Below are 26,177 nucleotides of genomic sequence, written 5' to 3'. Positions count from 1 at the left end.
CGACGCGGGGTCTGAGGGGCTACGGTCGCGCCGTCGGGAGGAAAACGCGCATCGTCGACGGACCCCTATTCGCCCACCTGGCGTACGGGATCATATCGGCGACGATGGCAGGGCCTGCGTCCGTATCCGTGGTGCTGGCGCCGTCATACGGCCATGGGAGTTCGCGGTCCGTGCGCCGACGCAAGGTGACGCGTGCCCCCGTGGGTGTCGACTCAATAGGGGACGACAAGTCGATCTCGACGGACTCCGTGTCGACGCCATCGGGCAGATCGATCGACTCGAGGGCGAGGACGAGTGGTCCGCGCTCGATCGCGACCTGCCCGCGCACGTCGTCGATATGAGGGTCTGGGCTTACGACGCGCGGGGTGAGTGGGAGCGAGAGCAGCAGCCCGGTGTCGGCGGACACGATGCCCGTGACGCGGAGGTAGCCGTCGCCCAGCGCGACGGTCAGGCCGTCGCCATTGACGGACCACGTGGCCTCTGCCTCGGCCCACGCGGGCACGCGCAGAGCGATTTCGACGGGCGAAGAGGGCGCCGCGATGACCTTGAGCACGACATCGCCCTCGAAGGGGTAGGCGGACGCGATCTGGACGGTCAGTTCCTCACCGCCGACCTCGGCGGTCGCGGTGAAATCGCCGAACTGGTGGATCTGGAGCCCTGCGTCGGAGCGGGTCGCGAAGTACAGATGCGCCGATGCGAGCGTGCGTGCGACGTTGGTGGGGCAGCACGAGACCTCGAACCAGGGCGCACGCATGCTCGACTGTGCCCGCGGGCTGGTGGAGTCCTCGGCTGGCGGTAATCCGGGCGTGCGCTGGTGCAACGTGTTGGAGTAGAAGAAAGCCTTGCCATCCCTGCGGGGGCTCGCGAGAACCGCGTTGAGCAGTGTGCGCTCGATGACATCTCCATACCGGGCCTTGCCCGAGTGAAGCAGGAGCCGCCAGCTGACCATGACCGAGCCGATCGCGGCGCACGTCTCTGCGTACGCGCGATCATGGGGCAACTCGAAGTCGTCCCCGAAAGCCTCATCGCGATGGTGCGAGCCCATGCCGCCGGTGACGTAGGTGCGGCGCGCGAGAGTGGCCACGTACTGACCCTCGACAGCCTCCACGAGAGCCTCGTCGTCGTGCTCCACGCCCACATCCACCGCACCTGCGGAGAGGTAAAGGGCGCGCACCGCATGGCCGTGGAGCACCGCCCCCGAGCGCACCGGCTGGTCGTCTTGGAAGTACTCCTGCCCGTGCTCGATGGGGGCAAGCAGGCCGTGTCCGCGGCGCTCCACGAACGTCGCCGCGAGGTCGATGTACGTGCGAGTGTCCGTGGCGCGACCGAATTCCGCGAGCGCCACTTCGATCTCGGGGTGGCCGCCGACGGCCGTGCGCCCGGTCTCGCCGAACTCGACGACGAGGAAGTCTGCGAGGCGACGTGCGACCGCCGGAAGCTGGTCATCGTGACCTGAACGAAGCCTGGCCACGGCGGCCTGGAGGAGGTGGCCGAAGCAGTAGAGCTCATGCCCCCACTCCAGGTCGGAGAAGCGCGCGCGCTGGCCGGGCCTGCCGAAGAAGGTGTGCAGGTAGCCGTCTTCCTCCTGGGCGGCGGCGACCCGGTTGACGAGATCGCGGTACGTGTCGGCTAGTTCGCCCTCGTCGTCGGTGCCGATCTCCCACGCCATCGCTTCGAGCAGCTTGTAGACCTCGGAGTCGACGAACTCGATGCCCGCGTGATCGGCCTCGAGTGAGCCGTCGGCCGCGCGGTCGAAGTTTGCAAGCCAGCCCACACGCTCGACCCATGCGAGGCAGTGCCCGATGATCGTCGACGCGTTGAGGCGCTGCAGGTCGTGCCAAAAGCCCCCTGTCACGCGTACCTCGCCGGGAGCGAGCGGTGTGAGGGTGCCCGAGCGTGGCTCCACGGGCCCTCCGCGTCTGGGGGCGGCGGCAGCGGAGGAGACAGTGTGAAGGGCGGAGGGATGGGTCACTGAGGGATCCTTTGTCATGGTTGTCGGTGTCACTCTTTGACGGCGCCGGCGGTCACTCCGGCAGCTACATAGCGCTGGGCGATCACGAGCAGGATGGCCGCGGGCACGGATGCCACCGCCGCAGTCGCCATGATAGCGATCCAGTCCTGCGTGTTGTTCCCCAGGTAGCGGTAGATGCCGATCGTGACCGGTTGCAGTGACCCACCTCGGTTGAGCGTCGAGGCGAAGAGAAAGTCGGACCACGACCACAGGAAGGCAAAGAGGGCCACGGTGACGATCGAGTTGCGGCTCATCGGCAACACGATCGAGCGAAAGGTTCGCCACTGGCCGGCCCCGGCGATGCGCGCGGCCTGAATCAACTCGTTCGGGAGGCCCATCATGAACGCAGTGAAGATCAGCACGGCGAACGGCACCGCGAGCGTGGTATCGGCGATGATCAGGCCAAGAATCGTGTTGAGCATGCCCCAGTTGTTGAGAATGAGGTAGAACCCCATGGCCATGATGATGCCGGGGATCATTTGCGCCACGAGCAGCAGGAAGTTCAAGACGGAACCGCCTATCGGGCGCAGTTTCGCGAGAGCGAAGCCTGCGGGTGCGGCCAGCGCCAGAGTGATGGCCACGGTGCCGAGTCCCACGAGCAGGCTAGTTCCCAAGTAGGGGAACTGCTCGTGGAGCACGCGCGGGTAACCCTCGAACGTGGCGTGCATGGGAAAGAGGTTCGGGGGGTCTTTGCGCAGCTCGTTGCGCGGAGTCAGGGAGACGTTGACCATCCAGTACAGCAGGAACAGCATGATGCCGGTGAGTACGAGCGCTATCGCCGTGGTGTGCCACCGTCGCTGGCGGGTCACGAGTTCATCGCCTTTTGCTGGGCGCGGATGTAGAGCAGTCCGGTGACGTAAGCCAATAGATGGGGTTGAGCCCGATGCTCTCGAGAAACCAGTTGACGACGCCCGAGTCGGAGTTCAGCATCCACGCCCAAACGGACGCCGAGACGAGCAGCGGCAGTAACCACGGCACGAGAAAGAGCGCGCGAAGTGTGGTGGCGAGAGGGAACCTGCGGAAGAAGAACACCGCGAGTGCCAGCCCGATCGCGTACTGGAATAGCAGCGATACGCCGGTGAAGACGACGGTGTTCCACAGCGCGGTGCCAAACGCGGGGTCGGTGAGAACGTCGCGGTAGTTTGCGAGACCGACGAAGTCCGCGGACCCGCTGATGAAGGATCGCAACGTGTAGTCGCGGAAGCTCAAGTCGAGGTTGCGGTAGAGCGGGTAGGCATAGAAAAGCACGAGATAGATCGCGACGGGAGTGATGAAGAGCCACGCAGCGAGCTGTTGTCTGCGTGCGGCGCGGCGGCGAGCCCCGCGTGAGGAGGCGGCTTGCGCCGCCCCCTCACGTCGGTTTCGACCGTCAGCAGGCGCCTGGTGGCGCGTGACTGACGTGGTCATTGTTAACCTCCTGCGATGAATGATGGGTAGGTAGTTTCGTGCCTACTGCGTCATCCCAGATTCTTCACCGCTGCAGCCTGCGCTGCTGCGAGAGCGTCGGCCGGTGAGGATCCGCCACTGAGCGCCACCTGAATTGCCGTGTACAGCTGCTCCGAGATGATGCTGTACTTGGTTCCCAGGTTCCCAGGTTCCCAGGTTCCCAGGTTCCCAGGTTCCCAGGTTCCCAGGTTCCCAGGTTCCCAGGTTCCCAGGTTCCCAGGTTCCCAGGTTGTCAGTAGTGCGCGGCTTGGCGTCGGCGACTGCCTGAACCCAGAACGAGTTCGCACCAGGTGTGTTCGCGGACGCCTGTGCGTCGGCACCGGCCGTTGTCGGTGCGACGTACCCGAGCGCCGTGGCACCCGCGGAACCCTCCGTCAGGCATTCCACGATCTTCGCCGACATGGCGTAGCGCGAGGTGTCCTTCTGGATCGGGATCGTGATGAACTCGCCGCCGGTCGGGGCCGGTGCGGTTCCACCATTGATGCCGGGGATCTGGATGACCTTGTAGCCGTTCGTGTCGGCCGTGCTCTGGAACCACGACTCGTTCTCGGCAAATCCGAAGTCGCCAGTCAGGAACTCATCCCAGCTGGTGCCCTGGGTGTTGGTGAGGACTGACTGAGGTGCCAGGCCGTTCTTTACCCAAGCGTTCCACAGCGTCAAAGCCGAAATGGCCTCGGGGGAGCGTCGCATCCCGGCGTCAACCGACTTCCCGTGCGAGTCGTGCCGCGTGAGTCGACGGCAAGCATCGAGTAGGGCCGACGCTTGGGGCGGCCGACGCTGGGGTTGAGTCTTGCCGCCGGGTCGCCCTGGTGCGCGGCCCGACGTCGCTCCCTCACGGCGATCAGGCTTGCCCTCGGAAGCAACGCCGCGCCGCGTGCAGGTTGGGTCCGCAAGACGGTCGGGGTGTGCCGGGTTTACACAGGCCGGGTTGACGGCTGGCGTTCACGCGGTCCACTCAGATCGACAAGTCCGCGCAACGTCGTAAAGTGACGAACATGGACGCAACAGAAATCTCGCGGGCCGCAGCGACGTGGACGGGATGGGGCCACACGACATGGCCGACACGCGATGATGCAGCCGTGGTGGAAGAATTCGGGGCCGCACGGGGGACCGAACTTCTCGCGCTATTGCGTTCATTGGAAGAGGACTTCTACACATCGGACGCGCGGATTGAAGCGCCAGACCTTGCGTCCATGGGTCGCCAGAGTTCCAAGGAGTTTCGGCAGAGGCACCCTGAGCTCGAGGCGGAGGTCGCCACCGCATTCGCCTGGTGCTACACATTCGACTTCAAATGAGCGCGACAAATCCGCTCCGGGTGCACCGGGCGGCCGCCTCCGACGGGGTGGATTAACGACAGGCCGGGTTGGCCACTGGGGTACGCCCCGTGAATGGGCGTGACGGTCACGCAGGGTGCACCGGGCGTTAACGAGTGGGCGTGACGGTCACGCAGGATGCACCCGGCGCCAAATAGTGGTCGCCAGCGCCACGTCTGCCGGGTGGATTGGCGGCAGGCCGCGTTTCCCACGTGTGGGGTCTGTCCCGCGTCAAGCAGTGGGCAGGGTTTCTTGTCTTTCGAAGTTGGGGTCGGCGAGGGCGAAGTGGACCTCGGCGGGCCGGTTCCAGTCGATAACTTCGTGGGGGCGAGCGTGCTCATTGGCCCTTCCCTGGGCGGGCCCAGGAACCCGATGCTCAGTCGCTGACGTCGATGGCGCGGTGGCGTTGGTCGGCGCCAGCTGCACCGTAGGGATAGTCCGAGACGACGGGGGCGCTCACCTCGTCGAGACGCTTGAGCTCGTCGGCGGTGAGTTCGACGGCGGTGGCACCGAGGTTGTCGGCGAGTTGGTCGGTGTTGCGCGCCCCCAGAATCACCGAGGTGACGGCGGGCTGCGCCTCAAGCCACGCAAGCGACACTTGCGCCTGATTGACCCTCTTGACCTTCGCTATCTGCCCGACCGTGTCGAGGATCCGCCATGTCCGTTCCTGCTTGTTGCGAGGTTCCCACGCCTCCATTCCGCGTTCCGGGTCCTCGCCCAGGCGTGTGGCTCCTGTCGGGTTGGCGTCGCGCTGGTACTTGCCGGTAAGCCAGCCGCCCGCGAGTGGCGACCACGGCAGCAAGCCGATGTTCGCATCCTGGCAGGCTGGCACGATCTCGGACTCGATCTCCCGCACCAATAGGCTGTACTGCGGCTGGAGCGTCACGGGCGGTGTGAAGCCGTTGGCACGCGCCAGGTGCACGGCCTTGGTCAGTTGCCAGCCGAGGAAGTTTGAGAACCCGTAGTAGGCGATCTTGCCGCTACGCACGGCGTCGTCCAGGAATCGCAGCGTTTCCTCAAGCGGAGTCACTGCGTCCCAGGCGTGCATCTGGTAGAGGTCGATCTGCTCCACGCCGAGGCGCCTCAGCGACGCGTCAAGCGCGCGACCGAGGTGGCGCCGGGACGTGCCGAGGTCATTGTGGCCACTGCCCATCGTGAAGCGTCCCTTGGTGGCGATCACCATCTGCTCTTTGTCCGTGGGGTGCGCTGCGAGCCAGCGCCCGATGATCTCCTCCGAGGCCCCCTTGCTGTACACGTCGGCCGTGTCGATGAGATTGCCGCCGGATTCGAGGTAGTCGCCAAGGATGGCGTGCGACGTCGCCTCGTCGGCCTCCGCGCCGAAGGTCATAGTTCCCAGAGCGAACGTCGACACGACGGCTCCGCTGTTTCCAAGGGTTCGATAGTGCATCGGGGTGTCCTTAATCCATTGAACGCATCGATCGAGGGGTCAACGCCAGGAGTGTTGGGGGTCATCACCGAGCATACGGCGTGCCTCGTCGCTCGACAGCGACACGTGTGACTGGCGGACCCCTACGCCGACTGCGGCGGCGAGCGCGCGCTCAGGGTCTCTCAGAACGGCAGCCCGTGGCCGACAAAGCGAGCGCTACGTCGTATCCACCTCGGTCTCCTCTACCTGGACATCCACGAGAGCGGCGACTTCGCCGTCGGATTGGACCTCAACGTCGACCGTGAGCCATCGGCACTCGTAGTCCCGTAGTGGCCGAACGAGATCTCAGCAGACCGTCGCAACGAATGGATCGCTGACATCGCACGCGACATGAAAACTCGGACCACCGATGCCCGGCGGGCTCCAGGATCACGGCCAGGCCTGCGCCAACAGCAACTCTTAGCCAACGACCAACCGGACGCGTCGGCTAATTGCGGGATTGCCAGTGTGACTGAGCGCGTTCCCGCTGACGCGGTGGAGCGGATCTCCGGCCCAACGGAGTCCCGCGTTGGACAGCGGTACCGGGTTGATTAGCGGTAGGCCGGGTTGGCCACTGGGATTCGCCCCCTGAATGGGCGTGACGGTCACGCAGGATGCGCCGGGCGTTGACGAGTGGGCGTGACGGTCACGCAGGATGCACCCGGCGTCAAATAGTGGTCGCCAGCACCACATCTGCCGGGTGGATTGGCGACAACGAGGGTTACCGACGGGGATTCGCCCCATGAGTGGGCGTGAGCGCAGACTGAGATGCAGCGGCGGCTCGTGAGTGGTCACCAGCGCCGACTCGGGTGTCGGGCGTCAAGTCAACTCCCTTGTTCTGCATTCACGTGCCGAGACGTAGCCTTACAGGGCAAAGAGATCCCGACAGCGCCGATGCGCGTCGCACGCGAAGCACACCACCGGTTGGCTCGTTCGACCAGGGACAAAGGAAGAGCAATGAGTCCGGTCCCGATGTCTCACGAGGAGTTCGAGGACCTCGTGCGGGACGCGATGGACTCTCTTCCGGACTGGACCGCTCCGATCCTCCAGGAACTCGCGGTGCTCGTGGAGGATGCGCCCGCGCCCGGCACTACGCAACCGGGGACCACACTCCTGGGCCTGTATCGCGGGATCCCCGCGACGGCACACGGCGGCCGCGTGGCGGGCTCGATGCCCGACACCATCAGTCTGTATCGGCTGCCCATCCTGTCGGTGTGCACGCGCCGCGAAGACGTTCCGGCGCGCGTGCTCAAGGTGCTGGGCCACGAGGTCGGCCACGCCATGGGCATCTCCGAGGCAGAACTGCGCGAACTCGGCTGGTTCTAGGCGCTCTCGCCGTCGGCCCCTGCGAGGGGTGGTCCCAACGTTCCGACGCACGGTTTGGGGCGTGCGGGGTTAGCCTCGTACTTCGAGCCCGCAGCGGCGGGCGCGCAACGAGGGGAACTGCGATGACAGTGACCGACATGAGTTCGCCTGCCGCTTCCGCGACCGGCCTCCCAAGGGGTGTCAGGCTTGCGATCGCCCTGACGCTGGGCCTCGTGGCGCCGATCCTGACGGCATTGGTGATCCTCGGGGGCGTCACCGCAGCGACGGTGTCCGGTGCGACGGTCATTCGCGGGGCCAACGGTGGCAGCGTGCTCGAGTGGGCCGCGCCCCTTTCGGTGTGGCAGTGGGAGATCGCGGGCGTGATTGAGTTCGCTCTGATTGCGGCTGCTGCGATCGCCTGGTGGTCGGCCCTGACCGTGTGGCGCGGGCAATTCGTGCCCGACTACAGGGCCTTGTCCGCGCGGCGCTTTGCCGCAGGTGCCGGGTCCACAATGGTTGCCGCGACGGTCCTCGCGCTCGTGGTGCACATCCGCAACTGGAGCGCGTGGCACACGCTCATCGCGCAGCACCCCGAGTGGCACGAGAGCGCTCAGTCGTGGCAGATTCCCGTGGGCGGGGCTGTCGCGTTGCTGATTGTTGCCGAAGTCGTGGCGGGCTACGGGTTCCTGCGGCGCCGCACGCGGGGTCTCTAGTGCGCCGAGTGGTCACCAGCGCCGACTGAGAGGCGAGGGGCGCTCGCGAATGGTCACCAGCGCCGACTTGCGGGTCTTGGCTCCAAGTGATCCCCGCAGGGTTACTCACCCGTCTGCCCGCCCGTCGTCGTGGCTCCACCTCTAGGTGGGTGCGTCAACGTAGCCTGGGGGGACCATGGCACAGTCACGCCCGTCACGCTCGCGTTCCTCCTCGTCCAATTCGACGAGGCGCGCTCCCGCGCGGTCCAATACCACCCGAAAGCAATCCACACGCGGGCGGCAGCAGACCTCGGCGTGGCCCGTGCGCGCGCTGAAGGGCGTTGGGTCAGGCTCGGCTCGGCTCGTTGGCGGCGGAGTGCGGCGCCTGGGTCGAGGCGCACGCGATGTTCCGCATGAGGTGCGCAGGGATGGACTCGCTCTCGGCCTGATCATCATCGCGATCCTCGTGGCGGCGAGCGAGTGGTTCCAGCTCGACAACCCGTTTGGACAGTTCCTGCACCGGTTGTCCGCGGGCACGTTCGGCGTGCTTTCGGTAGCGCTTCCCGTGTTGCTAGTCGCGATGGCGATTCGCCTGTTCCGCGCCCCGGGTGCGGGAGACGCGAACTACCGCATCGTCTTTGGATCCGTCCTGCTTGCGCTCGCGGTCACCGGAATCATCCACATCGCCGATCATCGACCGTCGCCCTCGGATGGCCTTGAGCCGGTGCAGAAGGCGGGAGGGGTGCTCGGCTTCATTGTTGGAACTCCGCTCGCGGCCTTGCTCACACCAGGTCTGGCCATCACGGTGTTGGTGCTTCTAGGGCTCGCCTTCGTGCTCTTCATCATCGGCAAGCCGTTGCGTGAAGTCATTGCGTTCCTCGTGTCGCAGGCGCGGCGCGCGGTGTCTGGTCGTGGGGGAGACGCAGACGACGAAGGCGAACTGGACCTTCCCGAGCACGGCACGCTCGAGCGGCGCAAGCGCGCGAGCTTCAAGGAGCGGGTACAGGCGAGGCGCAAGCTCGACGGCTACGAGGCCGATGAGCCCTTCGCCAGCCCAGCCCTGCGGGACGGCGTCAACGGGCATCGCGACTTTGACGCGATCGTCAACCCCTCGATTTCGCCCTATGACAGGGGCCCGTCGACTCAGGAAGACGCTCGCGTGCCGACGCCGCTCCACGGATACCCTCGCCACGGCACCCCGCTCGGAGGCATTCCCAACCCGTATGCCCCGTCGGGGGATGCGGAGAGGGACGCGCTTGACGACGCCGATGCCACCGCGCTCGCGGCCCGTACCGAGGTCCTCGAGGTGCACGGCGAGCGGACCGCGCCTCCCACCGCCGTGGTGCCTGTAGGGGAGCAAGGCGAACTCGAGAACTCGAGCCCGTACGTGCTTCCCAACCCGGCCATCCTCAAGCCGGGCGCTCCGCACAAGACCCGGTCCGCGGCGAACGATCGTGTCGTCGAGTCGCTCACCAGCGTCCTGGAGCAGTTCCAGGTGGACGCGCATGTCACCGGCTTCTCGCGTGGCCCGACGGTGACGCGCTACGAGGTCGAGCTTGGCCAGGGCGTCAAGGTCGAAAAGATCACGCAGCTGGCCAAGAACATCGCGTACGCGGTGGCGAGCCCCGATATCCGCATACTTTCGCCCATCCCCGGCAAGATGGCGATCGGCATCGAGATTCCCAATACGGACCGCGAGACGGTGTCTCTTGGGGACGTGTTGCGTTCTCCCGTGGCAACCAAGAACGACCACCCGATGGCGATCGGCATCGGCAAGGACGTCGAGGGCGGCTACGTCATGGCGAACCTCGCCAAGATGCCTCACCTGCTGGTCGCGGGCGCGACCGGTGCGGGTAAGTCAAGCTTCGTGAACTCGATGATCACGTCCGTTCTCATGCGCGCCACCCCTCAAGAGGTGCGCATGGTGTTGGTTGACCCCAAGCGCGTCGAGCTCACCGTCTACGAAGGTATTCCGCACCTCATAACTCCAATCATCACCGACCCCAAAAAGGCGGCCCAGGCCCTCGAGTGGGTCGTGAAGGAGATGGATACTAGGTACGACGATCTTGCGATGTACGGATACAAGCACATCGACGACTTCAACAAGGCCGTGCGGGCGGGCAAGGTCAAGCCGCTGCCGGGCTCGGAGCGTCGCATTACGACCTATCCGTACCTGTTGGTCATCGTCGACGAGCTTGCCGACCTCATGATGGTCGCGCCTCGCGACGTCGAGGACTCGATTCAGCGCATCACCCAGTTGGCGCGCGCCGCAGGCATCCACTTGGTGCTTGCGACGCAGCGGCCGTCGGTCGATATCGTGACGGGAACTATTAAGGCAAACGTGCCCTCACGCCTTGCCTTCGCCACGTCTTCGCTTGCGGACAGCCGCGTCGTGCTCGACACTCCCGGTGCCGAGAAGCTCATCGGACAGGGCGATGCGCTCTTCCTGCCCATGGGGGAGTCCAAGCCGATGCGCGTTCAAGGCGCGTGGGTCACGGAAAGCGAGATCCACGCGGCCGTCGAGCACGTCAAGAAGCAGGCTCAACCCCAATTCAGGGATGACGTCATCACGGTGGGTAATCAGGCCAAGGTCGCCGCGGACATTGGCGACGACCTGCAAGACCTGCTCGCCGCAACGGAGCTCGTCATTACGACGCAGTTGGGGTCGACGTCGATGCTTCAACGGAAGCTCCGCGTGGGCTTCGCCAAGGCTGGTCGACTCATGGACTTGCTCGAGAGTCGAGAGATCGTTGGCCCCTCTCAGGGGTCCAAGGCGCGTGAGGTATTCGTCACTCCCGACGAACTGGCGTCCACGTTGGCTATTCTGCGGGGCGCATCCTCGGATACGGTGGGTGAACCGTACGTCAGTGACTCCGAGGATGGATCATGGGAGGATTCCTAGAGTTACTCCAAAAGCCCAATGTGGCTACTGGAGTGGCCGTGTTTGTCCTCGTGGCGCTCGCAGGAGTATTCGTATCGTTCATCCGCTCCGGACGCGTCCGCCGTTCCCGTGATTTGGCGCTCCGCAAAGAGCGCAGCATGCGCAAGCAGTTTGAAGCCATCTTGTCTTCCGCACGCGACGGAGTCCTCATCATTTCGCGCACGAGCGAGATCGTTGTCCTGACCGACATGGCCGCGCACATGATGGGCATCGACAAGAGTGCCGTGCTCGGGACCCCGCTCGGACAGTTGCCCTTCAAGGCGGTCGACGAGCATGGCCGTCCGTTGCTCGTACAAGAGGTGTTCGCCCCTGGAAGGGACGACGACCGGCCCCGCGTTATCGGAGTTCCGGGACGGCGGGGCAGCGAAGATGTGCGGTGGCTCCAGGTGAAGTCTCGCAAGGTGCCAGATGCCGTCGATGGCGACTCGGCAACCGTGACCACGCTCATGGATACTAGTGGCCTTCAGGAGGCAGCCGAGGCGCTCAATCGCTCGGATGCCCAGTTCCGCAGGGCGATGGAGAACGCCCCCGTCGGCATGGCACTCGTCGATCTGGAGTGGCGCCTGATGGCCGTCAACAGGGCCTTTGCGACGATGATGGGCTCCACGGTGGCCGCGCTCAGGGGGACGCCGTTCAGCGCCCTTTCTCACCCTCGCGACGTCCAGGCGGAACGCGAGCAATTGCAGCGGCTCTACGACGGCCTGCAAAATCACTTCTCCTTGGAGAAGCGCTACGTGCGGGCTGATGGGAACGTGGTGTGGGCCGTTCTCGACGTCGCGCTCGTGCGGTACGCGGGAGGCGCGCCAGACCACTATGTGGTTCAGGTCCGTGATTCGACCGACGACCGCCTCCACTCCGAGCTGATGGCCCACCGCGCCATGCACGACCCGTTGACTGGCCTCGCCAACCGCACCCTGATGCAAGAGGTGCTGCAGAAGGTGCTCGATCAGCCCGATGCCACGTCCAGGGTGGGAGTGATCGCCGTCGACCTCGACGGGTTCAAGGGCCTCAACGACCGCTTTGGGCACGCCGCCGGTGACAGCGCGCTTGTCCACGTCGCCGGCGTGTTGCGATCGGCCACCGCGGGGCGAGGCACCGTCGCACGCATCGGCGGCGATGAATTCGTCATCGTGGTCCAGGATTCCGATTGCGGCAAAGCGCTGTATGAGATTGCGGGCGCGATCCACGCGGGACTCAAGCGGCCGCTTCAGGTCAAGAGGCATCAACTGAACCTGCACTGCTCGGTGGGCATCGCGATGGCGGACGGCGACACCGTCGCAGGCGGTGCTCCCAGCCTCTTGAGCGCGGCAGACGCCGCGATGTACCGCGCCAAGGCGCTGGGAAAGTCGCGGACTGAGGTCTACGACCCATCCATGCAATCGACAAATGACCACCATTCCGTTCTCGGTGGCGAGCTCGCCAAGGCGATCGAGCACGGGGACCTCGTCCTGCACTACCAACCCGTGATGGACCTCGCTTCGCGTTCCGTTGTCGGTTACGAGGCTCTTGTTCGATGGCAGCATCCGACGCGCGGTTTGCTCCTTCCGGGGGCCTTCCTCGGGCTCCTCGACGACCGCAAGCTCGCCACGGAACTCGGAACCGCTCTGGTGGAGCTGGCCGCGGCGTTCCTTGCCCAGTTCCCCGAGCCCGGCGTATGGGTCTCGCTGAACGTATCCGCCGACCAATTGGGCGACAGCGAATTTGCCAACTCGGTGCTCAGCGCGATCGCCCGCTACCGGCTGAGCCCTCAGAGGCTCGTCGTCGAGCTCACCGAGGCCTCACTCGTGGCGCCAAACACACGCATCCGCCATGAGTTGACCGAGTTGCGCAACGCGGGCGTCCCCATCCTTCTCGACGACTTCGGCACGGGAGTATCGCCGCTGTCGTACTTGAGAGACTTGCCGGTCTCGGGGGTCAAACTCGACATGTCCTTCGTCGCGGGCATTCCGGAGGACCCCTCCGGCGCCCGTGTGTCTCGGGCGCTCGGTGCCCTCGCGAGGGAGTTAGGCCTGGCCACGATTGCTGAGGGAATCGAAACCGAGTCTCAGGCCGACTTCCTGTCGCGATGCGGATGGAAGTACGGCCAGGGGTGGCTCTTCGGTGTGGCTCAGCCGGCCGCCGCGGTCTTCGCCATGGGATTGCCCTTCATGGAGAGCCTCATCGAGGCGCGTCCCCAGGAACTCGACAATCCATTTGACCTGCCGTCGGCGCGTAGCGCCCACTAGGAGAGAATCGCCGGGCCGCACGGAGCCGTGGCGACAGTATGCCCAGGCAATGCAGGTAACTGGCGGGCCCAAAGGCACCGTGACCAGTAGCGCCGCCGCTAGGGTGATGACGTGGTGCGTGAGGTTCCGAATTTGCTGACGGTGTTGCGGCTGCTAGCCGTCCCCGTCATGGTGGCGTGCCTTCTCGTCGACAACGGTGCTCAAGAGCGATGGCGATGGATCGCCTGGCTCGTGTTCGTGCTTGCGGCCGCGACCGATGCGCTCGATGGCTATCTCGCGCGGCGTTGGGAAGTCGTTTCTGCCTTCGGCAAGCTTGCCGACCCCCTCGCGGACAAGGCGCTGGTGCTTGGCGCGCTCGTCATGCTGGCCGTCGGAGGGGAGACGCCTTGGTGGCCGCTCATCGTGGTGGCCATCAGGGAGGCCAGCGTCACGATCGGGCGGCTGGCTGTTGCCCGCGACGTCGTGATTCCCGCTTCGGCCGGAGGAAAGCTCAAGACCGCGCTCCAGGTTCTGGCGATCTCTATGTTGCTCTTGCCGGTCCAGACCACGTGGGTGGACGCCGTCGGCTTGTGGGTGCTTTACGCGTCGGTTGTGGTTGCTGTCGCGACGGGCGTCGATTACGCATGGCGCATCGGGAGGATTGCCATGCGGCATCGCGTGTTTCCGGTTGCCGACACCGCGGACGCGATGGGCGAAGGCGGTCATGTCGCCTGAAGCGGCCGCCATCATCGAGCTTGCCAAGCGGGCCGGAGTGACCCTTGCCACGGCGGAGTCGTTGACGGGAGGGGCGGTGTGCGAGGCGCTCGTGTCCGTAGCTGGAGCGTCGGCAGTGGTGAGGGGAGGCATCGTCGCCTACCACACGGAGGTCAAGGTCGGCGCTTTGGGAGTGAGCACACTGCTCATCGAACGCGAGGGCCCGGTGGCTCACTCCGTCGCGATTGCGATGGCGCGCGGAGCGCTCAGGTTGTTCGGCGCAGACGTCGCGGTTGCCACGACGGGAGTGGCGGGACCCGAACCGCATGGGGGGCGCGAACCCGGAACCGTCGTGGTGGCGGTCGTGGGACCGGGCCCTGAGTTGGTGACGACTGTTTACATTGAGGGGAATCGTGACGATGTAATGCATGGGGCCGTCGCAGTCGCGCTCGATCACCTGACGCGGGCGCTGTCTTCCCTGGATGCGCGGTAGCAATTCCGCAGGTCGGGAACAGGACTGCGGTAGTCTGCGTTGGAGAGTACATGCAGGTTTCCAGCCTTATGAAGGGAGCACGAATGCCGATTCTGCGCAATGAACTTGGCGACGTGCTTCGCGACGCCCGACTCGGACAGGGTAGAACCTTGAGGGATATCTCCTCCGATGCCCGTGTGTCCCTTGGGTACCTCAGCGAGGTTGAAAGAGGACAGAAGGAAGCCTCGAGCGAATTGCTTGCCTCGATCTGCTTGGCTCTGGACGTTCCGATGTCAGCCATTCTCCGCGAGGTGTCTGTGCGGTTCGAGATGGCCGAGGGTCTGATCGATACCCGGTCACTGCGCCGCATGCCAGTCATGCCGGCCATTCCTGACACGGTCCCCGAACTGCTGCGGTCGATTAAGCAGTAGCCCGACGTGCGGTTGTCGGAGTTTCGTTTGGCCGTGGTCGAGGCGTTTGGCGATGCCTACGCCCCCACATTGTGTAAGCAGCTGGCGCTCACCACGTTGGACTCACTCACGGCCAACGAGGCCCTCGAGCGCGGCGTGGCGCCGCGGGACGTGTGGCACGCCCTGTGCGATCAAATGGACGTCGCTCCTGCCGTCAGGTCGGGCGTCGATGTCAAGCGCCTCATTCCGCCTAGGCGTTAGGAGTGAGGCGCCGGAACGCTTGTGTGGCGCGGTCGGCGGACTTGGAGCGGACAGATCGGCAGCCCCGCTTGTGACACACACGGCGTGTCGCCTTCGTTCGAACACGCGTTCGATTACAGTCGTACCCAAGACGTAGCGGCAGAGGTGCTCCTCACCAAAGGAGAGCCCGCGGCGCGAATGTCAGAGGCGCGTCATAGCGTCGTGCTGTAAGACACCGCACTCCCGGGTGTTCAAGAGCCAGCGTAAGCGGGCACGAGCGACGAAGGACAAGCACATGGCACAGGCACCTGACCGGACGAAGGCGCTCGAGGCGGCGCTCGGCCAAATCGATAGGCAATTTGGTAAGGGCTCGGCGATGCGCATGGGCGACAGCGAGCGCCGCGCGGTTGCCGTCATCCCCACGGGCTCGATCGCGCTTGATATCGCGCTCGGCATCGGGGGTCTCCCGCGCGGCCGCGTTGTCGAAATATACGGACCCGAGTCCTCGGGCAAAACCACGGTGGCACTGCATGCGGTGGCCAATGCGCAGAAGGCGGGAGGAGTTGCCGCGTTCATCGATGCGGAGCATGCGCTTGATCCCGAATACGCGAAGAAGCTTGGCGTCGACATCGACAACCTGATCATCTCCCAGCCCGACACCGGTGAGCAGGCGCTAGAAATTGCCGACATCCTCATCAGGTCAGGTGGAGTCGATGTACTAGTCATCGACTCGGTAGCGGCCCTTGTGCCGAAGGCCGAGATCGAGGGCGAGATGGGCGATAGCCACGTGGGACTCCAGGCCCGGCTCATGTCGCAGGCGCTGCGAAAGATCACGGGAGCTATTGCTAACACGGGGACCACCGCGATCTTCATCAACCAGCTCCGCGAGAAGATCGGCGTGTTCTTTGGCTCGCCCGAGACGACAACGGGCGGCAAGGCGCTCAAGTTCTACGCCTCCGTGCGACTGGACATCCGTCGCATTGAGACCCTCAAGGAGGGCAACGAGCCCGTGGGCAACAGGACGCGCGTCAAGGTGGTCAAGAACAAGATGGCGCCGCCCTTTAAGCAAGCGGAATTCGACATCCTTTATGGCTACGGCATTTCGGCCGAGGGAGGAATTATCGACCTCGGTGTGGAGCACGGCTTCGTCAAGAAGTCCGGCGCTTGGTACACCTACGAAAGCGACCAGTTGGGTCAGGGCAAGGAAAACGCCCGCCAGTTCCTCAAGGACAACCCGGCACTCGCGATCGAGATCGAGACCAAGATCAAGAACAAGTTGAACATTGGCCCCGTTGTGGCGGTCGAAGAGGTTGACGTTCCCGCAAAGGGCAAGCGTGATACGGCGGCTGTCGACACCGCCGCGATCGGCGACGCCGCAATCGAAGCTGCCATGGCCAAGGAGGCGTCCTCCCTTTAGGAGGCCCAACTTCGAGTCATGACAACACGCGCTCGGCAGGAATCCTCCACGACGGATCCTGCCGAGCGCGCTCGTGCGTTGGCACTGGCCATGCTCGACCGGGCCCAACGGTCGTCTGCGGACTTGCGGGCAAGACTCATCGCAAAGGACGTGGATCCCGCCGTCGCAGACGCCATCGTCGCGCGCTACATCGAGGTCGGTCTGCTCGACGACAAGTCGCTTGCGGCGATGATCGCACGGACCCGGCAAGCGGAACGGGGCCAGGCCCCCCGCGTGATTGCGGCGGAACTGCGGCGCAAGGGGTTCGCCGAGACCGACATTGAGTCTGCTCTCGAGCACATCACGCTGGATGTTCAGTTGGAGTCGGCAAGGACGCTTGCCGAGTCGAAATGGGGACGGATGTCGGGCCTGAATTCTGAGGCAAAGGTGCGAAGGCTCTCCGCGTTCCTGGGTCGCAAGGGATACCCCGCATCAATGGTGTTCGGGGTCGTGCGAGACTTGATACGTGCCGATAGTGAGGTAGCCGAACCATTGTGAGGGAGCGCCGTGTCGACAATTGTGACTATTGCGACGCTTGTGCTGCTCTTGGCGTCGCTGCTGGTTGTCAACCGTGCGCGCAAGGAAGCCAACGAGGAGCGGAGTTCGGCCCGGGCTGAGGCTAGACAGATCCGCGACGAGGCCCGAGATGTGATCTCGGAGGCGCAACAGCGGGAAGAGCGGGTGGCGTTGCGTGAGCGGCAGTTGGCCGAGGACCAGCGCAATGTGCAGACGTACTCTCGCGGACTCGAGGAGCGCGTGGCGGTATTGGCGCGAGACGAGAAGAAGCTCGTCTCCCGGCGTGACGAGTTGGAGGCCGCGCACGAGGCCGCGATTGCGTCCCTCGCGGGGCTTACCGTCACGGAAGCGAAGGAGGAACTGACTGCGCACCTGAGGGCGGTCGTAGAGGCGGACATTGCCCGCGATGCCCATCGGCACGCCAAGAAGGCCAAGGCGGAATCCGAAAAGCGTGCGCGCGAGGTCCTCGTTGAAGCGATGCAGCGCGAGGCTGCGCCCACGAGCGCACAGGCGTCAGTGACGCGCATCGAACTTCCTTCCGAGGAAATGAAGGGCCGCATCATTGGTCGGGAGGGCCGCAACATTCGGGCCTTCGAGGCGTTGACGGGCGTCAACTTGATTGTCGACGAGGGCGTCAACGCGGTGCTCCTTTCCTCGTTCGACGTCGAGCGCAGGGAAATTGCGGTAGCGACCCTCGTAGCGCTCATCGAAGACGGACGCATTCAGCCTCACCGTGTGGAAAGCGCCTACGCGAAGGCTGCCGCAGATGCGCCGCGTAGGGCCATGGATGCCGCACTCGAGGCCGCGGAGCAGGCGGGCGTGGGTTCCATTCCGCTGTCGCTCCTCGAACTGCTCGGCGCACTGCGGCTACGTACGTCCTTGAGTCAAAACGTTCTGGCTCACCTCGTGGAATGCTCGACTCTCGCGGGGTCGATTGCCTTGTTGGTCGGCGCGGATGTCGAATTGGCAAGGCGTGCGGCCTTCCTCCACGACATCGGCAAGGCGATGACGGGAACTCGCGAAGGCACTCACGCACAACTGGGTGCTCGCGCAGCGCGCGAGGCCGGTGAACCGGCTGACGTCGTGAACGCGATAGCCGCCCACCACGACGAGGTGCCTCAGGAGACTCTCGAGGCGGTCATCGTTCAGATAGCAGACGCGGTGTCCGCTTCGCGGCCGGGCGCTCGTCGAGACGACGTAGATGGTTATGTCGAGCGCATGGAGGCCCTCGAGGCGCTAGTGATCGCCTATGAGGGCGTGGCGCAGGTCTTCGCAATGGCGGCAGGCCGCGAATTGCGCGTTGTGGTGGAGCCCTCGAAGGTGAGCGACACGGGGACGGCAGAACTGGCACGTACGATCGCGGAACAGATTGAGAAGGACTTTGGCTTTGGCGGGGAGATCAGAGTGACGGTGATCCGCGAGACTCGTGCGGATTTCGTTGCGGGACAGGCGTGAGCACGGTGGCACAGACGGCAATGGCACGGACCTACCTGGTGAAGACCCTCGGCTGCCAGATGAATGTGCATGACTCGGAGCACATGGCCGGACTCCTTGAGGGCGCCGGGTACGTATCGGCGCCTGCGGGAGCCGACGAAGCCGACGTCATCGTTATCAACACGTGTGCGGTTCGGGAGAACGCCGCCAACAAGTTGTACGGAAACCTGGGTCAACTCGCTCCGGTCAAGGCGGCTCGGCCGGGAATGCAGATCGCGGTAGGTGGTTGCCTCGCACAGAAGGACCGTGGCGAGATCGTCGAAAAGGCTCCTTGGGTGGACGTCGTGTTCGGCACGCACAACATCGACGTGCTGCCCGCGCTGCTGGATCGCGCCCGCCACAACGAGGCAGCCCAGGTCGAGATCCATGAGTCCCTTCAGGTCTTTCCGTCGACGCTGCCCGCGCGCCGCGACAGCCACGCCTCGGCGTGGGTCTCGATCTCGGTGGGCTGCAACAACACGTGCACCTTCTGCATCGTGCCGTCGCTACGTGGCAAAGAGCGCGACCGCAGGCCGGGGGAGATCCTCGCCGAGGTCGAGGCCTTGGTGGCGCAAGGCGTCATCGAGGTCACGTTGCTGGGCCAAAACGTCAACTCGTACGGTGTCGAGTTCGGTGACAGGGGAGCATTCTCCAAACTCCTGCGCGCGTGTGGCGAGATCGAGGGCCTGGAGCGCGTGCGCTTCACTTCACCCCATCCGGCGGCCTTCACCGATGACGTCATCGAGGCGATGGCGGAGACCCCCACCGTGATGCCTAGTCTGCACATGCCGCTCCAGTCGGGATCCGACAGCGTTCTGCGCGCGATGCGCCGCTCATACCGCTCGGACAAGTTCTTGGGAATTCTCGACAAGGTGCGAGCCGCGATGCCCGACGCTTCGATCACGACCGACATCATCGTCGGCTTCCCCAGCGAGACCGAGGAGGACTTTGCCCAGACGATGCGCGTCGTCGAGCTCGCGCGATTCACGAGCGCCTACATCTTCCAGTACAGCCCACGGCCTGGTACCCCCGCATTCGATCTCGAACCGCTCCCCAAGGCCGTCGTTCAGGAGCGTTTCGAGCGACTCCACGCCTTCCACGAGGAGATCACGTTGCGCGACTCGGTCGCGCTAGAAGGGCGCACTGTCGAGGTGCTCGTGCTCGATGGGGAGGGACGCAAGGGTAAGGGAGATCGTATGAGCGGCCGCGAGCCGGGCAATCGACTTGTTCATTTTTCCGTGCCCGAGGGTGCCGACGTTCCCAGGCCAGGCGACATGGTCACCGTTCGCATTTCACATGGTGCGCCCCATCACCTCATCGCGGATCCCCACGCGGGGGGTCCGTATCAAGTGCGCCGTACCCACGCGGGCGATGCGTGGGAGAGTGCCGCAGGCGGCGGGCCCGAGCCTGACTCGTGCGGAACTCCTGGCCCGGGCGGTCCCGTCGGGCTTGGCCTGCCGCGACTGCGGGTCGCCTCGACGTGACGCAGCCGATCGTCGCGGTCGTGGGGGCCACCGCTACCGGCAAGTCGGCGGTGAGTCTGGCGCTCGCGCAGCTCATTGAGGGCGGCGGCGAGATCATCAACTCCGATTCGATGCAGTTCTACGCGGGCATGGACATCGGCACGGCCAAGTTGCCGTTGGGTGACCGGCAAGGGGTGCCGCACCACCAGCTGGACACTCTCACGGTGGGGGAAGACGCCTCGGTCGCACACTTCCAGGAGTCCGGGCGCGAGGATATTGACGCGATTCATGCGCGGGGGCGCAGGGCCATCGTGGTCGGTGGTTCCGGGCTCTACCTGCGGGCGTTGCTCGACCACTTCGACTTTCCTGGCACCGATCCCGCACTCCGGGCCCGGCTGGAGTCCCGTGCGGAGGAGGAAGGTCCCGGCATCCTCCACAGAGAACTGGCCGCGTTGGACCCTGTGGCGGCCGCCAAGATCCACCCGCGCAACGCCAAGCGCATTGTCAGGGCGCTCGAGATTATCGAGCTTGCGGGGGACTACACGAGTTCCCTTCCCCGACACGAGTACTTCGCTCCCGCCGTACAGGTTGCGCTCGAGCTGCCTTACGAGTTGCTCGATGCGCGGATCGAGGCGCGCGTCGACGCCATGTGGGAGCAGGGTCTCGTTGAAGAGGTGCGGAGCCTCGCCGCGCGCGGCCTGCGCGAGAGCGTGACGGCGAGAAGGGCGGTCGGCTACGCGGAGGTGCTGCACTACCTCGACGGCGATCTAACCGAGGCGGAGGCCCGTGAGCTTGTCAAGAGAAACACGAGACGCCTGGCACGCAAGCAAGACAGGTGGTTCCGGCCGGACCCACGCGTGACCTGGGTCGCGGGGCCGCGAGACGGGGACGATGTGGATCGTGCCGCAAGGGAAGTGCTCGCGATCGTGACCGCTCAGGCGACCTCGACGTCGGCGTAGGCTTTGGGAATGACTTCGCTCGCCTTCACCAAGGGCCACGGCACGGAGAACGACTTCGTGTTGCTCTTTGACGAGCGCGGCGAGCTCGAACTCACTCCAGACCTGGTCAGGTATCTGTGCGATCGCCGCGCGGGCATCGGCGCCGACGGCGTGATAAGGGCGGTGCGCTCCGGCGCCTTGGAGGCTGGCAAAGACTTCGATGAGTCGATGTGGTTCATGGACTACTGGAACTCGGACGGGACACTTTCGGAGATGTGCGGAAACGGCGCGCGGGTCTTCGGAGCATTCCTGGAGCGCGACGGGGGAGTGGACGCGCGCGGCGGCATCATCATCGGTACCCGGGCGGGTGCTCGCACCGTGACGGCGCTTGGCGGAGGGAGATATTCGGTAGGCATGGGCACATGGCGCCTTGGCCCGGAGGACGGGCCGTCCGGCGTGCCGGCGGCGTTCGACTCAACGGTTCACGCGAAGGGCCTCAACCCCGCGCGGCCGGCGCTCAGCGTCGACGTGGGCAACCCTCATCACGTCGTGGCGCTCGCCTCGCCAGCGGAACTTGAAGGCCTTGACCTGACGGTGGCGCCCTCGGTGGCGCCCACCCCTCCGGAAGGCTCGAATGTGGAATTTGCGGTGACGCTTGGCGGGGAGGTCATTGACGGCGTGGCGCACGGTCGCGTGCGCATGCGTGTCCACGAGCGCGGCTCTGGGGAGACACGTTCGTGTGGGACGGGCGCGTGTGCCGTCGCCCTTGCGGTGAAGCTGTGGGCGGGTCCGGGAGGCCCAGATATCTGGGATGTCGAGGTACCCGGCGGTCTCGTCACCGTGCGTGTGATGGGTGATCGGACGACCCTTGAGGGCCCGGCGGTGCTGGTGGCCAACGGGGTAGTGACCGTTCCGTAGCGTCGGGCGGCGGAGTCGTGCGGCTGGGTCGTGCTCCTGCCGTCAGCCAGCGCGCGTGAACACCAAAACGCGGAAGCCCTTCGACGAGCGGACCTTCTCGACCGCGCCCCAGGGAGCCCCGGCGTCGTCCGTCTGCTCCGCAACCCACTTCGCTAAGGAGTCGGCGCCCAGGTTCTTCTGCACCACCAACCACGCCTCGCCTCCGGGGACCAGCCGCGGCAGCCACGCCGCGAGCAGTTCGTGGAGTGCCTGCTTGCCGATGCGGATGGGTGGGTTGGACCAGATGGCATCGAAGCGCAGGTCGGGGTCGATCGCGTCGGCGAGGGTGGGCGCCACGTGCGCAAGGTCCGCAGTGGCCTTCACGCGCGCCACGTTGCGCGTCAGGAGGTCGAGTGCACGCTCATTGACGTCGAGTGCGGTAATGGTGGCTTCCGGCTCGCGCAGGGCCGCTGTGAGGGCTATGGGACCCCAGCCGCAGCCGAGGTCGAGCACCTGACCCGCTGGCGGTGCGCCAACGGTGTCGAGCAGCACGGTCGTGCCCAGGTCAATTCGCCCGGACGAAAACACGCCCGGAGCGGTCTCGAGCGTGAAGCCTCTCCCATCGAGGGTCACGCTGATGGTGCGCCGCTCGTCGGCCGATGCCGGACTGGCCGAGAAATAGTGGTCCACGGGCCACAAGCGTAGTGCTCGACCGGGATTGCGGAACCGGAAGCGCCAGACCCGCGCCGTCCGCCTGAGTGAGACAATGGACCACTATGCCTGAGCAAAACGAATTAGATGCGGTCGAGCCGGAGCCGCGATCGATCGATTCAGTGATCGACCGCGTGTTGTCACGCGCGGGCACGGCCGTCGCGGCGGGCGGCGACGTTCGCACCGACTACGACGGGGATCAATTTGACCGCGAACAGCGCGAGGGCTCAAGCCGCGTCGCGGGGCTATCGACCGAACTTGAGGACATCTCCGAGGTCGAATACAGGCAACTGCGCCTCGAGAAGGTTGTTTTGGTGGGCATGTGGTCCCGCGGGACCGCCCAGGACGCCGAGATCTCGTTGAGGGAACTCGCCGCTCTCGCAGAAACAGCAGGCTCCGAGGTTCTCGACGGCATGCTTCAGCGTCTGCCGCATCCCGACCCCGCGACGTACATCGGCAAGGGCAAGGCGATCGAGCTTCGCGACGTGGTGAAGGCCACCGGAGCGGACACGGTGATCGTCAACGATGAGCTGCAGCCGAGCCAGCGTCGTGCACTTGAAGACGTGGTCAAGGTCAAGGTCATTGACCGCACCGCGCTGATTCTGGACATCTTCGCCCAGCACGCCAAGTCCAAAGAGGGCAAGGCTCAGGTCGAGCTCGCACAGCTCGAGTACCTGTTGCCTCGCCTTCGCGGCTGGGGCGAGTCGATGTCGCGGCAGGCGGGTGGCCAGGTGGGCGGCGCGGCCGCGGGCATGGGTTCTCGCGGGCCAGGTGAGACCAAGATCGAGCTCGATCGCAGGCGAATCCACACGCGCATGGCGCAACTGCGCAGGCAGATCAAGGACATGGAACCCGCGCGCAAGGTGCGACGCGAAAACCGGCTCGCAATTCCGAACGTCGCGATCGTCGGGTACACGAACGCAGGCAAGTCCTCCATCCTCAACCGCCTGACCGGTGCAGGCGTGCTGGTACAAAACTCGCTGTTCGCCACGCTCGACCCGACGGTGCGTAAGGCCCACGTGCCGGACGGCCGCGACATCACCGTCTCCGACACCGTCGGCTTTGTGAAGGACCTTCCGCACCAATTGGTTGCGGCCTTTGCGTCTACTCTCGAAGAGGTGACCCACGCCGACCTCGTGCTCCACGTGGTCGACGCCTCGCACCCCGACCCTGAAGGCCAGATTCTGGCCGTCCATGAGGTCCTCGCCGACGTGCCTGGGGCCCACGAGGTCGCCGAACTCCTCGTGTTCAACAAGGTCGATGTTGCCGAGCCCGATGTCCTGCTGAGGCTGCGCGGACGCCGCGAGCCATCGATTGAGGTATCCGCGCTCACCGGAGAGGGACTTGACGCGCTGTTGCTCAGAGTGGGCGAGATGCTTCCGCGTCCACCCGTGCGCGTCAACGTGGTGTTGCCCTTCACTCGCGGTGACCTGGTGAGCGAGGCCCACAGGGCGGGCGAGGTCGTCAGCGAGACCCACGCCGACGACGGCTACCACTTGGTGGCCGACGTCACGGACTCGCTTGCGGCCCGCATCCACGAGGCCGTCGTCGCGCTGTGACGGACACGAACGACGTGCGTGCGCTGCTTGCGGACGTGATCGCCTCGGTGGGAGGCCAACGCCGCGAGGGCCAGGAATCGATGGCGGAAGCCGTCGCCAAGGCGCTCGAGGACGGGGAGCACCTTCTTGTCCAGGCGGGAACCGGAACCGGAAAGTCCCTGGCGTACCTCGTTCCTGCGGTGGCCAGGGCGATCACGCACAAGGAACGCATCGTCGTCTCTACCGCCACGCTCGCGCTGCAGCGCCAGGTGTTCTCCAAGGACCTGCCCGCGGTCATCGACGCGCTCGAACCGGTACTTGGCTCGCGTGCCACGACCGCGTTGTTCAAGGGCAGGAGCAATTACCTCTGTGTCCACAAGATGGGCGGCGGGTACCCCGACGAGGAGCCCGCTGGAGCATTGCCCCTCGGTCCCACATCCGAACTCGGGCGCGAGGTGGCGAGGCTCCACGAGTGGGCGAAAGCCACGGATACGGGGGACCGCGACGACCTCGTGCCGGGAGTGTCTCCGCGCGCTTGGGCGCAGGTGTCGGTATCCGGCCGGGAGTGTCTCGAGGGCAGCTGCCCCGTTGCGGCGGAGTGTTTCTCGCAGCGATCGCGGGACCACGCCGCACGCGCTCACATTGTGGTGACCAACCACGCCGTGCTCGGCGTTCAGGCGACGAGTCACGACATGCTCGGCGAGCATGACGCCTTGATCGTCGACGAGGCGCATGAATTGGTTTCCAGGATCACGTCCTCCGCGACGCACGAATTGACGCCCAGGGTCGTCGAACGGGCGTCGACGAGGGCACGACGGATCGGCGTTCTCGCCGAGCACCTCGACAGGGCAGCTCGCGCTCTCGACGGCGCGTTGGGGGAGGAACGCATCGGGCTGCTGCGCGGTGGACCGTCGCCCGCGCTCGCCGAGGCCATCGAGCTGGTGCGTGCGGGGGCGCGCGAGGCCCTCAGCGCCGTCACCAAGCTGTCCAAGGAAGCAGGGGGAGCCAAGGACGCTGGGGCTGGTGTCAAGATGGCGAGCGCCGCGCTGACCGACATCGTCGACGTGTGCGGGGAGCTCCAGGCTGATGCCGGCCACTTCGTCGTGTGGCTGGCCTCGGCGGACGGCGACTACGACGCCGTCACTCCCGAGCGAGTACTCACGGCGCCCCTGAACGTGTCGGGGGTGATCTCGGACAAGCTACTTACCGACAAGCCCGCGGTGTTCACTTCGGCGACCCTCGCTTTGGGTGGCGGTTTTGATGCGGTGGCGAGGCACCTCGGCGTGGTGGATCCGGAGACCCTCGACGCGGGCAGCCCGTTCGACTACGCCAAGCAGGGAATTCTCTACGTCGCGGCTCACCTGCCGCGCCCAGGAATGGGAGGCATCTCCGATGAGGCGCTCGATGAGCTGGCCGCGCTGATCGAGGCGGCCGGGGGGCGAACTCTCGGCCTGTTCTCGTCCCACAAGGCGGCCCTGATGGCTACCGAGGCGATGCGCGAGCGGCTTGACGTGCCCGTGATGTACCAAAAGGACGACCAGGTCCCCACCTTGGTGCGCCAGTTTACCGAGGACCCACGCGCCTGCCTGTTTGGTTCTACGACCCTGTGGCAGGGTGTCGACGTCCCAGGCGCGACCGCGAGCCTCGTTGTCATTGATCGGATTCCCTTTCCGCGCCCCGACGAACCCATCTCGCAGGCCAGGACTGAGGCGGTAGGGCGCTCAGGCGGCAATGGATTCCTCGCGGTGAGCGCGACCCATGCCGCGCTCCTGCTTGCTCAGGGTGCGGGCAGACTCATTCGATCGGTCGACGACAGGGGAGTGGTCGCAGTGCTCGACCCCCGGCTCGCTACTGCGGGCTATCGGGGCTTCCTGACCAAGTCCCTCCCGCCGATGTGGGTGACCACCGACCGCGATGCCGTATTGGGTGCGCTGCGACGCCTCGACGAGGTCGCATCGGCCGACGCCTCGCGTGTGGTCGCGCCGAACTAGTGCCGGTTCTCGTACCCTGA

The 26,177-nt window shown here is 65.5% G+C and carries 22 protein-coding genes and 1 pseudogene; 17 read left to right on the top strand and 6 right to left on the bottom strand.

All coding sequences use genetic code 11. The features are described 5' to 3' along the window. Positions 1–19: 19 nt before the first annotated feature. The 4 genes and pseudogenes from BKA03_RS09560 to BKA03_RS09545 all read right to left on the bottom strand — a co-directional run. A complete protein-coding gene (locus BKA03_RS09560) occupies positions 20–1,906 on the bottom strand; it encodes a glycoside hydrolase family 127 protein (RefSeq protein WP_308477973.1) in 1,887 nt (628 codons plus the stop codon). A gap of 95 nt (positions 1,907–2,001) precedes the next feature. Then, positions 2,002–2,820: a carbohydrate ABC transporter permease gene (locus BKA03_RS09555; RefSeq protein ID WP_062075805.1), complete on the bottom strand. Its 819-nt coding sequence runs from the start codon at positions 2,818–2,820 to the stop codon at positions 2,002–2,004. Between the two features lie 4 nt (positions 2,821–2,824). Then, the gene (locus tag BKA03_RS09550; RefSeq protein WP_062075806.1) at positions 2,825–3,418 is read right to left on the bottom strand and encodes a carbohydrate ABC transporter permease; all 594 of its coding nucleotides are present in this window, start codon (positions 3,416–3,418) and stop codon (positions 2,825–2,827) included. A 42-nt stretch (positions 3,419–3,460) separates the two neighbouring features. Then, positions 3,461–4,159 (bottom strand): annotated as a pseudogene (locus tag BKA03_RS09545) (extracellular solute-binding protein); the annotation flags it as partial. Positions 4,160–4,452: 293 nt separating this feature from the next. Here BKA03_RS09545 and BKA03_RS09540 point away from each other — a divergent pair. After that, on the top strand, positions 4,453–4,752 hold the full coding sequence (locus BKA03_RS09540) for a hypothetical protein (protein WP_062075808.1): 300 nt from the start codon (positions 4,453–4,455) through the stop codon (positions 4,750–4,752). 394 nt (positions 4,753–5,146) lie between these two features. On the opposite strand, the gene BKA03_RS09535 is transcribed toward BKA03_RS09540, so the two are convergent. Then, complete coding sequence (locus BKA03_RS09535; protein ID WP_062075809.1) at positions 5,147–6,178, bottom strand: aldo/keto reductase; 1,032 nt, start codon at positions 6,176–6,178, stop codon at positions 5,147–5,149. Between the two features lie 975 nt (positions 6,179–7,153). Here BKA03_RS09535 and BKA03_RS09530 point away from each other — a divergent pair. The 14 genes from BKA03_RS09530 to dapF all read left to right on the top strand — a co-directional run bounded on the left by BKA03_RS09530 (position 7,154) and on the right by dapF (position 21,938). Then, entirely contained in the window at positions 7,154–7,522 is a 369-nt protein-coding gene (locus tag BKA03_RS09530; protein WP_062075810.1) for a metallopeptidase family protein, read from the top strand. Between the two features lie 122 nt (positions 7,523–7,644). Then, positions 7,645–8,214, top strand: a complete 570-nt coding sequence (locus BKA03_RS09525; protein WP_062075811.1) for a hypothetical protein — start codon at positions 7,645–7,647, stop codon at positions 8,212–8,214. 301 nt (positions 8,215–8,515) lie between these two features. Beyond that, entirely contained in the window at positions 8,516–11,095 is a 2,580-nt protein-coding gene (locus tag BKA03_RS09520; RefSeq protein ID WP_062075812.1) for an FtsK/SpoIIIE family DNA translocase, read from the top strand. Further along, positions 11,080–13,359, top strand: a complete 2,280-nt coding sequence (locus BKA03_RS09515; protein WP_083971910.1) for a putative bifunctional diguanylate cyclase/phosphodiesterase — start codon at positions 11,080–11,082, stop codon at positions 13,357–13,359. The genes BKA03_RS09520 and BKA03_RS09515 overlap by 16 nt, the downstream gene beginning before the upstream one ends. A gap of 111 nt (positions 13,360–13,470) precedes the next feature. Beyond that, positions 13,471–14,073, top strand: coding sequence for a CDP-diacylglycerol--glycerol-3-phosphate 3-phosphatidyltransferase (gene pgsA / locus BKA03_RS09510; RefSeq protein ID WP_062075813.1), 603 nt, complete (start codon positions 13,471–13,473; stop codon positions 14,071–14,073). Next, positions 14,063–14,545 carry a CinA family protein gene (locus BKA03_RS09505; RefSeq protein ID WP_062075814.1) on the top strand — a complete coding sequence of 161 codons (483 nt, stop codon included), beginning with the start codon at positions 14,063–14,065 and terminating at the stop codon, positions 14,543–14,545. Before pgsA ends, BKA03_RS09505 begins: the two co-directional genes overlap by 11 nt. Before the next feature lie 83 nt (positions 14,546–14,628). After that, positions 14,629–14,955, top strand: coding sequence for a helix-turn-helix domain-containing protein (locus BKA03_RS09500; RefSeq protein WP_062075815.1), 327 nt, complete (start codon positions 14,629–14,631; stop codon positions 14,953–14,955). Positions 14,956–14,961: 6 nt separating this feature from the next. Beyond that, positions 14,962–15,195 (top strand): DUF3046 domain-containing protein, encoded by a 234-nt coding sequence (locus tag BKA03_RS09495; protein ID WP_062075816.1) that lies wholly within the window; start codon positions 14,962–14,964, stop codon positions 15,193–15,195. Between the two features lie 274 nt (positions 15,196–15,469). Continuing rightward, positions 15,470–16,591: a recombinase RecA gene (gene recA / locus BKA03_RS09490; RefSeq protein ID WP_083971913.1), complete on the top strand. Its 1,122-nt coding sequence runs from the start codon at positions 15,470–15,472 to the stop codon at positions 16,589–16,591. 18 nt (positions 16,592–16,609) lie between these two features. Next, entirely contained in the window at positions 16,610–17,128 is a 519-nt protein-coding gene (locus BKA03_RS09485) for a regulatory protein RecX (protein WP_062075817.1), read from the top strand. Between the two features lie 9 nt (positions 17,129–17,137). Then, positions 17,138–18,601 (top strand): ribonuclease Y, encoded by a 1,464-nt coding sequence (gene rny, locus BKA03_RS09480; protein ID WP_062075818.1) that lies wholly within the window; start codon positions 17,138–17,140, stop codon positions 18,599–18,601. A 20-nt stretch (positions 18,602–18,621) separates the two neighbouring features. Beyond that, on the top strand, positions 18,622–20,103 hold the full coding sequence (miaB, locus tag BKA03_RS09475) for a tRNA (N6-isopentenyl adenosine(37)-C2)-methylthiotransferase MiaB (protein WP_062075819.1): 1,482 nt from the start codon (positions 18,622–18,624) through the stop codon (positions 20,101–20,103). Next, positions 20,100–21,041, top strand: a complete 942-nt coding sequence (gene miaA / locus BKA03_RS09470) for a tRNA (adenosine(37)-N6)-dimethylallyltransferase MiaA (protein ID WP_062075820.1) — start codon at positions 20,100–20,102, stop codon at positions 21,039–21,041. Before miaB ends, miaA begins: the two co-directional genes overlap by 4 nt. 9 nt (positions 21,042–21,050) lie before the next feature. After that, complete coding sequence (gene dapF, locus BKA03_RS09465) at positions 21,051–21,938, top strand: diaminopimelate epimerase (RefSeq protein ID WP_062075821.1); 888 nt, start codon at positions 21,051–21,053, stop codon at positions 21,936–21,938. Between the two features lie 42 nt (positions 21,939–21,980). Here dapF and BKA03_RS09460 read toward each other — a convergent pair whose 3' ends face one another. Continuing rightward, positions 21,981–22,607, bottom strand: a complete 627-nt coding sequence (locus tag BKA03_RS09460) for a class I SAM-dependent methyltransferase (protein WP_373366731.1) — start codon at positions 22,605–22,607, stop codon at positions 21,981–21,983. A gap of 86 nt (positions 22,608–22,693) precedes the next feature. Here BKA03_RS09460 and hflX point away from each other — a divergent pair, with 86 nt between their 5' ends. Beyond that, positions 22,694–24,187, top strand: a complete 1,494-nt coding sequence (hflX, locus tag BKA03_RS09455; RefSeq protein WP_062075823.1) for a GTPase HflX — start codon at positions 22,694–22,696, stop codon at positions 24,185–24,187. Further along, complete coding sequence (locus BKA03_RS09450) at positions 24,184–26,157, top strand: ATP-dependent DNA helicase (protein ID WP_238579455.1); 1,974 nt, start codon at positions 24,184–24,186, stop codon at positions 26,155–26,157. Before hflX ends, BKA03_RS09450 begins: the two co-directional genes overlap by 4 nt. The last annotated feature ends 20 nt before the right edge of the window (positions 26,158–26,177 follow it).

The sequence above is a fragment of the Demequina lutea genome, assembly GCF_013409005.1.
Lineage (GTDB): Bacteria > Actinomycetota > Actinomycetes > Actinomycetales > Demequinaceae > Demequina > Demequina lutea.
Note: the sequence above shows the minus strand (reverse complement) of the source record. Positions and strands in the feature narration are given on the sequence as shown.